Source organism: Clostridium peptidivorans (assembly GCF_900205925.1).
GTDB lineage: Bacteria > Bacillota > Clostridia > Clostridiales > Clostridiaceae > Clostridium_AK > Clostridium_AK peptidivorans.
This window is the reverse complement of the sequence record NZ_OAOD01000029.1, coordinates 1-13,791: the sequence shown is the minus strand read 5'-3', so window position 1 is coordinate 13,791 and position 13,791 is coordinate 1. Positions and strand designations below refer to the sequence as shown.

Genomic DNA, 13,791 nt, shown 5'->3' with positions numbered 1-13,791 from the left:
CTCCATTTTTTATTATTTATGTATTACTCTTGCGATCTAATATAACCGCAAGTAATATTACTAGACCTTTTATAAACTGTTGATAAAATGCTGAAACTCCAATAATATTAAGACCATTATTTAGTACTCCTATAATTAAAACTCCTAGGAAAGTACCAAATATCTTACCCTTACCTCCTGATAAGCTTGTCCCACCTATAACAACCGCAGCTATAGCATCTAATTCAAAGCCTATACCCGCAGTTGGTTGAGCTGAACTAAGTCTTGATGTTAATATAACCCCTGCTAAAGCAGACATAAATCCACTAACAACATATACTAATATTTTCACCTTATTAACTGGTATAGATGATAATCTTGCTGCTTCTTCATTTCCACCTACTGCATATACTCCTCTACCAAATACAGTATTTTGTAAAAGAAGTAGTAAAACTACCAAAAATACTATAAGTAAAATCATAGGGAATGGTATATTTAAAATTTTTCCTTGACTGAAAAAGTTTAAAATACTTGATTTCTTTGTTAACTCCATAGCAGGAATACCATTTGATATAATCATAGTTATTCCTCTAAACATAGTCATTGTAGCTAAAGTTGCGATAAATGGTTGTAATTTTACTTTTGAAATCAAAACTCCATTGATTCCTCCAAAAATTACACCAAGTAAAAGTGCAACTGGAATTGCAACTAAATCAGATGTACCCTTAACAAGCATTAATCCCATTATCATACTAGTTAATGCTAGGGTTGCACCAACAGATAAATCAATTCCACCTGTTATAATTACAAAGGTCATTCCAAAAGCTATAAGTCCTATAATAGATACCTGTCTAAAAATATTTAAAATATTATACATTGTTAAAAATTTAGGATTAATTGCACTAACAATGCCTATCAAAACAAATAAGCTGATTGCTGTTCCATACTTTACAAATAACTGCTTAACTTTATCCATGCTCTATTTACCTCCACCTGTAGCATATTCCATTATTTTTTCTTGAGTTGCATCTTTAATATCAAATATTTTCTTTAATTTCTTCTCATGCATAACCGCAATTCTATCACTTATGCCTAATACTTCAGGTAGTTCACTTGACACCACAATAATTGCAACACCTTGCTTCTTTAACTCATTAATTATTTCGTATATTTCTCTTTTTGCTCCTATATCAACACCTCTAGTGGGTTCATCTAAAATTAAAATTTTAGGCTTAGTTACTAACCACTTTGCAATTACAACCTTTTGTTGATTCCCTCCACTTAATCTGCCAACGTTTATATGTTGATTTGGGGTTTTTATATTTAATTTTTTAATAAATTTATCTACAACTTCAGAAATTTTGTCCTCATCCATAAATAAATTTTTCTTAAATTCATTCAAAGATGGCAAAATCATGTTTTTGCTAACAGAAGCTTCTAAAATCAAACCCTCATTTTTTCTGTCTTCAGTTATAAATCCAATACCAAGCTCTTTGGCAACTATAGGTGAGCTTATTTTAACCTCTTTATTATCTATATAAATTGATCCTGAATCACAATGTATGCTTCCGAATATGCCATGCATTATATCTGTTCTTCCAGCTCCCATAAGTCCAGAAAAACCTAATACCTCTCCGCTTCTTACCTCAAAGCTAACATCTTTAAACTTTCCTTTTTTAGTAAGCCCCTTTACTGAAAGTACTACTTCCCCTGGGGTTTTATCTATTCTTGGAAATCTATCATCAATATCATATCCAACCATCATGCTAACAACTTCATCAAAACTTGTGTCTTTGATGCTTTTAGTTCCTACATACTTACCATCTCTAAGAACAGTAATAGCATCACACAGCTCAAAAATTTCTTCCATTCTATGTGATATATATATGAAAGAAACTCCCTTATCTTTAAGTTCTCTTATTACTTTAAATAATAGTTCTGTTTCCTTTTCTGTAAGTGCAGCTGTTGGTTCATCCATAATAATTAATTCAGCATCTAATAAAAGAGCCTTAGCAATTTCAACAAGCTGTCTGCGACCAATTGGTATGTCCTTGATAGGGGTATTAGGGTCGATGTCTAGCCCTAAAGTATTAAGCTTTTCCCTTGCTATCTCTTCCATCCTTTTTTTATCAACAAATCCAAATCTTTTTTTTATTTCTCTTCCTAAAAACATATTGTCTACTATGCTCATTTCCTTAAGCACATTTAACTCTTGATGTATAATAGCTATTTTTAACTTTTCACTATCCTCTATACTTTGTATATTCTGTTTGCTGCCGTTGATTATGATTTCTCCAGAATCCTTTGTGTAAACTCCTGTTAAAATCTTCATCATAGTTGACTTACCAGCACCATTTTCCCCCATGAAAGCATGAATTTCTTTATCTTTTACATGTATCTGAGCGTTTTCTAAAACCTTTACACTCCCGAAAGACTTGCTTATCCCCTTCATGACTACTTCCACAGTATCACCTCTAACTTTAAAAATTTTATCTTATTTAGTAGTTTCTCTTTTTATTAGCTCAGGTTTAAAAATATAATCTTTAACCTCAACACGTTCATTTTCTATTAACTTAATAAGAAGTTTAATTATTTTCTTCCCTATTTCTTGAACTGGCTGATTTATAGTTGTTAATGATGGTTGAAGCACTTGGGATATAAAGCTATTATCAAATCCAATTATTTGAACATCCTTTGGAATATCCATATGATTTGTAGTTAAAAACTTCATAATAACAGACGCTGCTATATCATTAAAAACAAATATTCCATCATATGTACTAATTTTATTTATATCACTCATGTTTTCTTCAAGCATCTTTACTTGGAAATCCGTTTCAAATTCAAAAGTATCTATGCTTAGCCCTGTATCTTTTGCCGCATCAAAAAAACCCTTATATCTTGCTTGCGTTGCCTCGAAGGCTGATGGTCCTTTTACATGCAATATATTTCTACAACCTGAGTGGTAGAGGTGCTCAAAAGCTATTCTTCCACCCTCGTAATTATCTGTAGATACGGTTATGATATTTTCTGAAATATGATTTTCAAAAGCTATAATAGGAATATCTAAACTTGCATATTCTTCTTTACATTGACTTCTAGCTATAATAATTCCTGCAACTCTATGACTTTGTAGAATATCTATGTACTTTTTTTCTTTATCACTGTTGTCTTCTGTGTTACACAAAAATATACTATATCCTTTATCATTGGCATATTTCTCTATGATTAGTGCCATTTGATTAAAGAATGGATTTGATATGTTAGGCACCATAAGCCCTATGGTTTTGGAACTTTTCCTGAAAATTGACCTAGCCAATTCGTTAGGCCTATAATTTTCTTCGTCAATTATCTTTTGTATTTTTTCTCTAACCTCATCACTTACATAACCATTGTTATTTATGTATCTTGAAACAGTAGCAATACTAACTCCTGCTAATTCTGCAATTTTTCTCATATTTGGCATGCCATCACCTATTATCATATATATTTATTAGATGTAACAAGTTACATGTAACTTGTTACATGTCGAATATTGCTAATTTATTATAGCAAATTATATTTCATTATTCAACCACTTATTTCACAAATTTAGCAGAAATTTTGCATGAAAATCCAATAAAAAAATATATAATTCATTATAAAAGCCGCGGAATCAGGCCCACGGCATGTTTATTTATAATCCTCTAACCCTTAAAATTGTCACCGTTTTTTTCTTGAAAATAATAGTTTTGTATTTGGTTTAAGAGCTGGTTTAAATGTCTTTTGACTTTCCACAAGGAGTGATTCAACTGTCTGCTTTAATACTTGTTTGGTTACTGGGTCCATGTTTTTGAAGGTCTTTATCATAATATCAATGGTTTTCGAACGTTCCTTTGACAGCTCAAATAAGGTCTTTGCACCTGCAGCCTGTAGGATTTGAAATAGTGCATCAACAAATTGGGCCCTTTCCTCAATGGATAAGTTATTAAGCCATGACCTTACTGCTCTGTTTAATTTGACACTGGATTTGGTTAAGCCTTTTTCATAAACAAAATGATTCCCCTTCACATCCCATGAAAAGGGATTGTGCTGCATAATACCAATTGCATTGCTATTTACCACAGCAAACTCTTCTCCATGTTCCAGAAGCATGCCAACAACAGCAAACTTAGGAATTATAGTTTTAATAAGATTTAATATGCTTTTATATCCCTCACTTTCTATGATTTTTGCTTGAAATCCTGGTCCATCATTATTATAAACACCAAGTATCTTTCCCTTTGCCTCATTAGATGTATGTGTCGCTGCGTAAACTGCAAAGTTTCCACCCTTTGAATGTCCACCAATCCAAAAATCACCATCATAATGTGCCATAACCTTTTCCGCATAGGCAGCTGCATCCTGCTGTCCCTGCACTTCATCCATGAAGCTCATCTGGAAATCCTCTTTCCAGCCAACTATAGTGGCATCAGTACCTCGAAAAGCAATAAAGTGCTGATCATTGTTTATAGAAAACACAACAGCTGAAAACTGCTTTGACTGTTCATAATTAATTTGATTCACATAATAGGACAGCTTAATATCTCTATACCGCACTGTACAGGCAGCCTTCATAAACAGCTCAAATGCCTGCTGAGTTAATTGATGATCACTAATTTTCGAAATATCACTATATAAGTTTTTAAATTGCTCTGCCACATAGCATAGTGAAACTGATCCTCCATCAATACTTAAGGGTACAATACCCTCAAACTCCACGTAAGCCAGTACTGACATAATTAAATTATCAACTTCATTAAATCCGTCTTTTTCAAAGCTTAAGTCTCCGCGCCACTCTAAATAATCAAATATATTGTTCATGTACCCGCCTTCCCTCTAAACAAAAACTATTGGAATTATTTTCTATAATTATATCATGTTCATTGTTTATATAAAATAAAAAAACACCAGAAACTTATCCGTTTTAAATTGCCTTTTATCTATTTGATTTTATCTGATAAAAAATAGATTATAATTTCAAGCATAAGACATTCAGTGACAATTATAAATCCAGATGAATAACTATGTTTATCTGGAATAATATTAATTGGGCCTAACATAATTATTAAAAAAATAATAACAGTTACTATTCTTAATACAAATCTTAATACCATTGATTTATTTTCGCTTTTAATGTTGATAATATGACCTGATATAAGAAAAAATGCAAATATGATACATATAGTTAAAATTGATTCTGTACCAAATTTAATCTTCTTAGTTATAAGTAAAATATTAAAAATTAAAATCACCAAAAATGAAAAATAGTTACTTTTAAATATATTCTTTATCATTGACTTTGTTGCTCCTTTGATTTAGCTTTTTATTATCTTTCTTTATACATAAAGCTACATATAAATAAGCATTTCCATAAACGTTCTAAAAATTCCTTTTATTTCATCAAGTGATTCTTAGACTCAGGTGGAGTTTGCTTATGAAGAATACTTATCTCCAGCTGAGTCTTAGAAGAACTTATCCAGGGGCGTATCAGCCATTATCTCCCACCTAAGAGGATGGGAGTATTACGGATGGTTGCCATCGGATAAATATAAATTTTAGATATAAACACAAATTCCTATTCTGTATGATTAAGCAAATTAAAAACCTTCTTATCTAAAAGATAAGAAGGCATTAATATTTCATCTGTTGTTATTTATATTAAGAGTTTGCGGAAGACGAAGCTGCTGCTGCACTTGCTGCGCAGGCCGCTGCTACTGCTGCTTGCTGTTGAGCAATGATTATAGCAGTAATACTGTTTCCTAAAGCTACCTGAAGAACTCCCCTTTTTATCTCATCTACATAAAAATCAGAGACTATTGAGGAAGCTAACATTGTTCTCATGGACTTATCAAGACTCCACAAACCATAGCCTTTTTTCGTGTATATATAGTCATAAACTTCTTTAATCTCTTCTGTTATTTTCTCTACATCTGAGGTTACAAGGGCCAAAAGTCCTAGTGTTGGTAAACCATTGTACTGAAGCTTGCAGTCATTTTCCTTAAGTTTTCTATAAATGCTTACTGCTTTGCTGCACTTTTCTTCTACTCCTTCTTCTCCTATGGCAAGTATATGAGATAAGGTTTGAAGACCGTTGCCCTTGTAGAAACCTTCTTTATTTAAATAATTGTAGCAGTACTCCATATTTTGAGATGTATCTGCTACATTTAAATCTGTAGAAGCTAGTACTGCAGCAAAAACATAGTCATCCGCAGAGGTTAGCCAAAAATGATTTTCCTTCATCTTGCCATAAAAATCATTCATTCTATCAATCTTCATATCCCACTGCTCTTTTGGCACTTCCTTAACAATAGTATAGGCAGCTAAAGGAAGCTGAGTTCTTTTCTTTAGCCCTTTTTCTATCATCCTATCATAAATCTCTACAGTGTCCTTGAAAAACAGCTTATAATTTTCTTCAAGACTTAAAAGACTTGCTAAAATAAACTCATTTGTTCCTCGAAATTGTGAAGTCCATCCTGTTTCATCCTTAATAAACTTTTTTACCTCCTGCAGTCTTTCTATATCAACTCTTCTATCCTTAGTTGCATAAACCATAGCCGCAAAATGTTTCACAAGATTTCCTTCCCACTTAAAGCCTTCCTTAAGGTTATTAAAATTTTCAATCATTAAATCAATCTTTTGCTTTAAAATAATTTCCATTATTCTTAATATCCCCCTTTTAACAGAAACAGATTCTCATAATTTGATTTCTGTTACTTAAAATAAGTTTCAAACCCATTATTTACAATGTATGAACCACTTGGGACTTGCATTCCTACAATACATATGCTTAAGCAATCAACACATGAACCCATTGCATTTATCAAACATAGAAATATTGTGAACCAATTTAGCAATCCTAAAATATTGAGAATAAAAGGTAATATACCTGATAACAAAATAAAAGGCATAATAGAAATAATTAAAAATCTGCTCTTTTTGATTTTTTCAGTAGTATAGACAAAACCGAAACATCCATTAATACCCCAATATGTTTTATCTGATTTTAGTACATTAGGTATAAAACAAGCATGAAGAAATTCATGTATTGTCATAAACGCAAAAATGATAACAACATATATCAGTGCAGATAAATTTACTGTAAAATTAATACTAAAGCCGTTCTTACTGTTGAAAACTTCTTTCAACGGAGAATATAAATAAAAGGCGATAACCATAAAAATAATCCCATTTATAAACATGAAAGGCACTGATAGTAAAGTTGCTGTGCGTAAATTAGAGGGTTCTTTTAGTTTTCTCCATCCATTTGATAATAACTTGTCCCTTAACTCTTTATCTGTAGATGGTATTTTTTTCGCATATCTCATAAATCAAAATCCTTTTACTAAATTTATATAATCTTTATTTTATAACATTGTGATATTATTTACCAGTTGAATCTTGCCACTTGCCATGTGAGTGGCACTCAAGTATTTTAACTGTATAATCACCTTCAGGTGAACTTACTACTACAATGCTGCCAACTTTCTTTTTATATATGGCAGATCCTAACGGAGACTCCACCCCAATAAACCATTCAGCTGGGTTGCTTTTCAATGTAGTAGTTAAAGTTATTTCCTGCTCTTCTTCATCTTCTACAAATTCTATTAATATTTTATTTCCAATATTACATTCATCGCTGTGAGCTTCATCAGCTACTTTTGAAGTTCTAATCATCCTTCTTAGGTAACCTAATCTGCGGTTATTTTCATAGTACCGCTGTTTAGCTGCTATATACTCGGCATTTTCTGACCTGTCACCATGTGCTGCTGCAATCATCTTTTCTCGTGCTATTTCTGCTCTTAATGTTGTATTTCTATAATCATATTCCTTTTGCAAGGCTTCTAAATCTTCTTTTGTCAAGATATTATACATATTTCTCACCTTTCAATTAATATAATTACCTATTTTTGTAACTTGATTATACTTTATTACTTCATTACTGTAAATACTATTATGACATCAGACATTAATTCTCTAGTCTTGACTGAACATAAATCTAAATATCTGATTCTGTATATTTATATATTATATAAAAAAGGATATATGGCCTTTTTTAAACCCCATGTACCCTCTGAATTGTACTCTATTTGTCCATTAAGTTATTTTTTGCCTGTCCATCAAAAATATATCCAATGGCTCTAACTGATTTTATAAACTTAGGGTTTTTCACATCATCTTCAATCTTTTTTCTAAGCCTTTTTGTATAAGTTGTAACGGTATTTTCATCGTACATATCACTTTTCCAAACATTATTTAGTATCTGCCTTCTTGTAAGAACTTTCCCATGATTTTGGACAAAGTAAATTAGAAGATTATATTCTGTTACAGTTAAATTAATTTCTGAATCTCCCTTTAAAACTTTGTGGGAATCCTTAAAAATTTTTATTTTATCAAACTCTATTACTTCGCTATCATGGTTACTCGATATATTTCTATATTGATTATAACGTCTTATATGTGCCTTAACCCTGGCAATTAATTCTACTGGATCAAAGGGTTTTGTTATATAATCATCTGCTCCTATTCCAAGACCAAGTACCATATCATACTGAGATGAATTTGCTGTTAAAAAAACTATTGGTACATTGGTTCTTTCCCTAAAAATCTTACAAAGCTCAATACCACTTAATTCATTCATGTTTATATCAAGTAAAATGAGGCTTATAGAATTATCCAACTTATTTATTGCAGTTTCACCGCTATATGCAGTCACCGCCTCTAACCCATATAACTTCATGAACTCTGAAACCATACGAACAATGGATTTATCATCATCAACAACTAACACTTTATCCAAAATATCGCCCCTTTTGACATAATCTGATATTTTAATCTTACCATAGGAAAAATAATTATTCCATAAAACTTCCCAAATATATGACAATTTGATGACAAATAAAAATCAAAATAGTGTGAATAGTTAAAATAAACTTCCTTTTTATATATAATAAAATAAAAGTTAACAAAATATAAGGGGGAGATATTAATGGAAAGTCTCGATCGAAATACGACTAAAAATTTAAACACATCTAGTGCCTTAGCTAAGTTTATAGGGTTCAGCTTAATAGGTATTTTTATGTTCTTTGTCCCATTAAATATGTGGGGAAAATCTTCTATTCCAATAGATCATGTTGTAACTATACTTAAAAAGCTGATGGGTCCCTTAACCTCTGTTTATGCACTAGTCATCATTACTTTAGGTGCTGCACGTCCATTTATTAAAAAAACTTGGAATAAAGATACTGTAACAACTATATTTTCTATTTTAAAAATTTGCGGTGTAGTAGTTGGATTCATGGCATGTTTTAAAATTGGGCCAAGCTGGATGTTTGAACCTGATATGGTTCCATTTCTATTCGACAGTCTTGTTATTCCAGTTGGAATGATAGTTCCAATAGGAGGAGCGTTTCTTGCCTTTCTAGTTGGCTATGGGCTTTTAGAATTTGCTGGAGTGTTTATGAGACCTGTTATGAAGCCTATATTTAAAACCCAAGGAAGATCAGCAATTGATGCTGTTGCATCCTTTGTAGGAAGTTATTCTTTAGCATTACTTATAACAAACAGAGTTTATAAAGAAGGTAAATATACTATAAAAGAAGCATGCATTATTGCAACAGGTTTTTCAACTGTATCTGCTACCTTTATGATTATAGTTGCAAAAACCCTTGGAATTATGGATATATGGAATACATACTTTTGGGTGACCTTCGTCGTTACCTTTGCAGTAACTGCCATAACCGTAAGGCTTAGACCTCTTAGCAAGAAAAGCGACTCTTATATTACTGAAGTTGGGGATCCTGAACCAGAGATTACCAGCGATTATTTTAAAAATGCATTAAATGAAGGCTTAAAGGTTGCATCAGTTTCACCTAGTATAGGAAAATGCGTATGGGATAATTTTAAAGACAGCCTTGTAATGGCAATGGGAATACTTCCATCAATTTTATCTGTAGGACTTATAGGACTTGTGCTTGCAAAATTCACTCCTATATTTGATATTCTTGGATATATATTCTATCCATTTGTAAAACTTCTTCAAATACCAGAAGCAATGCTTACATCAAAGGCAGCAGCTCTTGGAATTGCTGAAATGTTTTTGCCAGCGTTACTAGTTAAAGATGCCCCAATGGTTAGTAAATTTATAATAGGTGTAACATCAATTTCTTCAATACTATTTTTCTCAGCTTCAATACCATGTATTATGTCAACAGAAATTCCACTTAAACTTTCTGATGTTGTACTTGTATGGTTTGAAAGAACTCTTCTTACTATAATACTCGTAACTCCTATAGCATTCATACTTTTTTAACAATTTATTAACATTTATATAATTTATTAAATATTTCTACAATTTATGATAAGATTAAAGTGTCTCTATTACAGATTTTGTAATGTAGGCACTTTAATTTTGTTGTATGGGGGTTTTTATGAAATTAAGAACAAGAATTACATTAATTATATGTACTATGATTGTTATTTTAATGGCTTCTCTTGGAACATTACTATACCTTAAATCTGTATCCATAATTAATAAAGACTCTGAAACTCTCATGGTTTCCCAGCTTGACAGAGTTCAAGAAAATATTGATTTACTTGTTAACATGAACAAGCTTGAAACAAATGAACTTTCTCTAGATAAAAAGGTGGAAGCATTTTTATCTGGCAAGGTAGAACTAGCTGATATAAATAAATATTTATTAAATTTAATGAATAAGAAAAATAAAATCTATGATTATTATATGGATTTTTTTATTTTAAATAAGAGCGGCCATATTATTGCTTCATGTATGCCTTCCGCAATTAATATAGATTTATCTAGCAGGGACTATTTTATCCAAAGTGCAGAGACAAGGTCTGTAGTTACAAGTGATATTTTAGTTGGAAAGGTAAATAGTCAGCTTATTGTAAATACTGTATCTCCAATAGTAAATTTAAATGGTGAACTTCTTGGATATGCAGGGACATCTATTTATGCTGAATATTTTTCAAAACTTGCTGAAAACCTTACCATAGGTCAAAGTGGATATTATGCTATCATCGATTCTAATGATTTAGTTTTATCTCACCCAAATAAAAATTTAATAGGAAAAGAATTTCCTTTTAATATTAACCATAAAAGCTTTGAAGGAAGTACTAAAAATTTAATAAAGCAAACAGTAAATGTTAATCCCAAAGAAAAAGAGTTTCAAATATTTAAGCTTATGAAAAATACAAATTGGATTTTAATTGCCTCTCTCCCTGAAAAGGATATGTATCATGAATCGAAGTCATTTTTATACAGCGTCATTATAATAAGTATTATTGCTTTAATATTTTCAATGCTTATTGGAGTATATGTAACTAATAAAATATCAGTTCCTATTGTTACTACGACTGAATATCTTAATATTATTTCAAGGAGCAATTCAACTATAGGTAAATCAATATCGGAATCCATTGAAATACTAAAAAGCAGCTATAAAGAGGCAGATGAATCTAAATCCTATGGAGATATTAAAGATAATAACTACGACGAAATAGGACGATTTCAAAAAGCATTTAAGGATGTTAAAAAAGCAACCTATATGTTGCTGAAAAGATTTGAAAAAGAAAGTGACCAGCTAATAAGCTCTTCAAAGCAGCTAGCGCTTACCATTGAAGATATATCAAGTGGAACAGGAAAGTTTATTTCTACCCTATCTCACGAGTTAAAAAACTCAATAACAGTTATAAAGGGATATTCAATGGGACTTAAATCCGGAATTATTGAAGATGAAACTGTAAAAGAAAATTTCATTAATGAAATATATAATAGGACACAGGAAATTGAAACAATTATATATGATGTTTTAGATTCTGCCTATGAAGCAAATAAGGATATAACGCTGCATAAGGAAAGACTTGATCTTAAGAGCTTTGCTTTAGAACTTACTTCAGATGCTAGAGAATATGTTAAAAATAAAGGGTTAAATTTCAAAGATTATATAGATATTGAAGATAGAATACTTAATGTTGATAAAGTAAAAATTAAAAGAGTTTGGAATAACCTTGTAAGCAATGCTGTTAAATATTCACAGCTAGGCTCAACAGTAACTATACGCATATCTAAGCAATCTGATATGATAAAATTTGAAGTGCAGGATGAGGGAATGGGCATAAGTGAAGACGATATGAAAAAGATCTTTAACATGTTTTATAGAGGGACAAACGTAAAGCAAAAGGGCTATGGACTGGGTCTATTTATCTCAAAGTCTATAGTAGAGGCTCATGGTGGTGAGCTTAATGCAAAATCCCAGCTTGGCAAGGGCAGCGTGTTTTGGTTTTGTATTAAGGCAGATGATGATGTGAAATAATGGTGTAAAAGAAGCAGTAGATCTATTCTATTGCTTCTTTAATTGTCTTTAAAAGTATCTTTCAAAAACACTAAAACAATTTCCTAGAGAGATGTTTGTGGTACTATGAATTTTCTATACCAATAATAGTTATTATTAAACCATCCTTTAGTTCATCATATCTAAAGGCTCCAAATACTACATTGCACTTCTCCCTTGAAATAGCTTGAATTCTTTCTAAAATATTATTAATATAAGTTAAATCCATATCTTGATTACCTAATATACCAACTAGAAGTTTTTTACTTTTACTTACTTTGCTATTATTGATACTTCCTAGTTTTAATGCCTTTTCAAGTTTATCTTTTCCTTCACCAGCCCCTATTGCAATAAATCCTAACCCACTATCCTTAAATATTTCATTAAAATCTTCCTTTTTTATATTCACTAGTCCTTCTCCGAAAAAATCTACTAATTGTTCTAAGCAAAATTCCATATATGATTCACAAAAATCTATTCCATCTTTATCTACAAGAGGAATGTTGGAATCCAGCGCTATCTTTTCAGCTAATAACGGAATAAATGTATCTACCTTACTTGCCAAACACTGTATCTCTGTATCATATTTTAATTGCTCATTTTTATCTGTAGAATATGGTATTAAAGCCATGACTATTACTAAAACACCTTTTTCTCTAGCTATTTTTGAAATTATTTCTATATTTTTAAAAGAATTTTCATCTCTTAAATTTGCTAAAATAATTGCTGTATCTAAACCTTCTAAAGCCTGTCCTAGTTTTTCTAATTTACTTTTTTCATGTTTTTCATACAAGCCTATACATTTTACAAGAGCTTTCTTCTCTTCTAAAGGTTTTAAAACACTATTTAGATAATACCTTGAAGAGCTATAATTATTTATCCTTACATAATCTTCGAAATGATTTGTAATAACCGCAATCCTTTCAACAATACTGCTTGGAATTTTTCCACATGCGAAAACTTTAATACGTTTTGTTTTTTCCATTTTAATCCCCCATAACTATTCTTAATTAACTAATCTTTATCTTGTGTAGCTGCATCTACTAATACAATATCTTTACTTGTAACATTAATTTCTATATTTAAACAACTTAATTCCATTATATACCTAATTATATTTTTTTCCTACAATAGCAAAATAAATTATATTCATATATTTTTCTAATTCATAAGCTTATTTTAGCAAAAACGCCTCCGTGCGTATCTTTATATGAAATGTTAAATATAACCTCCAATAATGTAGAAAATATAATTTATTTTGTATATATAATCTATCATTAAGCTTATAAACTTCTTTATTTATGATAAGATATTTTTCATCACATACTGGGATGTCGCCAAGCGGTAAGGCACGGCACTTTGACTGCCGCATTCGTAGGTTCGAATCCTGCTATCCCAGCCATGGTTCACTAGCTCAGTTGGTAGAGCACATGACTTTTAA

12 protein-coding genes and 1 tRNA gene are annotated in these 13,791 nt (G+C 31.0%); 3 read left to right on the top strand and 10 right to left on the bottom strand.

The window, feature by feature from the left end; all coding sequences use genetic code 11:
* Positions 1-16: 16 nt before the first annotated feature.
* The 9 genes from CRN98_RS15775 to CRN98_RS15735 all read right to left on the bottom strand — a co-directional run bounded on the left by CRN98_RS15775 (position 17) and on the right by CRN98_RS15735 (position 8,788).
* On the bottom strand, positions 17-955 hold the full coding sequence (locus tag CRN98_RS15775; protein WP_097028388.1) for an ABC transporter permease: 939 nt from the start codon (positions 953-955) through the stop codon (positions 17-19).
* A 3-nt stretch (positions 956-958) separates the two neighbouring features.
* Positions 959-2,443: a sugar ABC transporter ATP-binding protein gene (locus tag CRN98_RS15770; RefSeq protein ID WP_097028387.1), complete on the bottom strand. Its 1,485-nt coding sequence runs from the start codon at positions 2,441-2,443 to the stop codon at positions 959-961.
* Positions 2,444-2,473: 30 nt separating this feature from the next.
* On the bottom strand, positions 2,474-3,463 hold the full coding sequence (locus tag CRN98_RS15765; protein WP_242961016.1) for a LacI family DNA-binding transcriptional regulator: 990 nt from the start codon (positions 3,461-3,463) through the stop codon (positions 2,474-2,476).
* A 218-nt stretch (positions 3,464-3,681) separates the two neighbouring features.
* Positions 3,682-4,821, bottom strand: coding sequence for a DUF2974 domain-containing protein (locus CRN98_RS15760; RefSeq protein ID WP_097028385.1), 1,140 nt, complete (start codon positions 4,819-4,821; stop codon positions 3,682-3,684).
* A 119-nt stretch (positions 4,822-4,940) separates the two neighbouring features.
* Entirely contained in the window at positions 4,941-5,294 is a 354-nt protein-coding gene (locus CRN98_RS15755; RefSeq protein ID WP_097028384.1) for a hypothetical protein, read from the bottom strand.
* Positions 5,295-5,658: 364 nt separating this feature from the next.
* Positions 5,659-6,657 (bottom strand): DUF4003 domain-containing protein, encoded by a 999-nt coding sequence (locus tag CRN98_RS15750; protein WP_097028383.1) that lies wholly within the window; start codon positions 6,655-6,657, stop codon positions 5,659-5,661.
* A 53-nt stretch (positions 6,658-6,710) separates the two neighbouring features.
* Positions 6,711-7,325: a DUF3267 domain-containing protein gene (locus CRN98_RS15745; protein ID WP_097028382.1), complete on the bottom strand. Its 615-nt coding sequence runs from the start codon at positions 7,323-7,325 to the stop codon at positions 6,711-6,713.
* Positions 7,326-7,380: 55 nt separating this feature from the next.
* Complete coding sequence (locus CRN98_RS15740; protein WP_097028381.1) at positions 7,381-7,872, bottom strand: GreA/GreB family elongation factor; 492 nt, start codon at positions 7,870-7,872, stop codon at positions 7,381-7,383.
* A gap of 211 nt (positions 7,873-8,083) precedes the next feature.
* Positions 8,084-8,788, bottom strand: a complete 705-nt coding sequence (locus tag CRN98_RS15735; RefSeq protein ID WP_242961018.1) for a response regulator transcription factor — start codon at positions 8,786-8,788, stop codon at positions 8,084-8,086.
* 198 nt (positions 8,789-8,986) lie between these two features.
* Here CRN98_RS15735 and CRN98_RS15730 point away from each other — a divergent pair, with 198 nt between their 5' ends.
* Complete coding sequence (locus CRN98_RS15730) at positions 8,987-10,309, top strand: YjiH family protein (RefSeq protein WP_097028379.1); 1,323 nt, start codon at positions 8,987-8,989, stop codon at positions 10,307-10,309.
* Between the two features lie 118 nt (positions 10,310-10,427).
* Positions 10,428-12,332: a sensor histidine kinase gene (locus tag CRN98_RS15725; RefSeq protein ID WP_179632205.1), complete on the top strand. Its 1,905-nt coding sequence runs from the start codon at positions 10,428-10,430 to the stop codon at positions 12,330-12,332.
* A 103-nt stretch (positions 12,333-12,435) separates the two neighbouring features.
* Here CRN98_RS15725 and CRN98_RS15720 read toward each other — a convergent pair whose 3' ends face one another.
* Complete coding sequence (locus tag CRN98_RS15720; protein WP_097028377.1) at positions 12,436-13,335, bottom strand: FtsZ/tubulin family protein; 900 nt, start codon at positions 13,333-13,335, stop codon at positions 12,436-12,438.
* Between the two features lie 342 nt (positions 13,336-13,677).
* On the opposite strand from CRN98_RS15720, the gene CRN98_RS15715 reads away from it, so the two are divergent.
* Positions 13,678-13,752 (top strand) — tRNA-Gln (locus CRN98_RS15715).
* Positions 13,753-13,791: the final 39 nt, after the last annotated feature.

Bases quoted from the DNA above. Each gene is read 5' to 3' on its own strand.
- CRN98_RS15725 (WP_179632205.1), top strand. From the start codon at position 10,428: ATGAAATTAAGAACAAGAATTACATTAATTATATGTACTATGATTGTT.
- CRN98_RS15720 (WP_097028377.1), bottom strand. From the start codon at position 13,335: ATGGAAAAAACAAAACGTATTAAAGTTTTCGCATGTGGAAAAATTCCA.
- CRN98_RS15750 (WP_097028383.1), bottom strand. From the start codon at position 6,657: ATGGAAATTATTTTAAAGCAAAAGATTGATTTAATGATTGAAAATTTT.
- CRN98_RS15765 (WP_242961016.1), bottom strand. From the start codon at position 3,463: ATGATAATAGGTGATGGCATGCCAAATATGAGAAAAATTGCAGAATTA.
- CRN98_RS15755 (WP_097028384.1), bottom strand. From the start codon at position 5,294: ATGATAAAGAATATATTTAAAAGTAACTATTTTTCATTTTTGGTGATT.
- CRN98_RS15760 (WP_097028385.1), bottom strand. From the start codon at position 4,821: ATGAACAATATATTTGATTATTTAGAGTGGCGCGGAGACTTAAGCTTT.
- CRN98_RS15730 (WP_097028379.1), top strand. From the start codon at position 8,987: ATGGAAAGTCTCGATCGAAATACGACTAAAAATTTAAACACATCTAGT.
- CRN98_RS15740 (WP_097028381.1), bottom strand. From the start codon at position 7,872: ATGTATAATATCTTGACAAAAGAAGATTTAGAAGCCTTGCAAAAGGAA.
- CRN98_RS15775 (WP_097028388.1), bottom strand. From the start codon at position 955: ATGGATAAAGTTAAGCAGTTATTTGTAAAGTATGGAACAGCAATCAGC.
- CRN98_RS15745 (WP_097028382.1), bottom strand. From the start codon at position 7,325: ATGAGATATGCGAAAAAAATACCATCTACAGATAAAGAGTTAAGGGAC.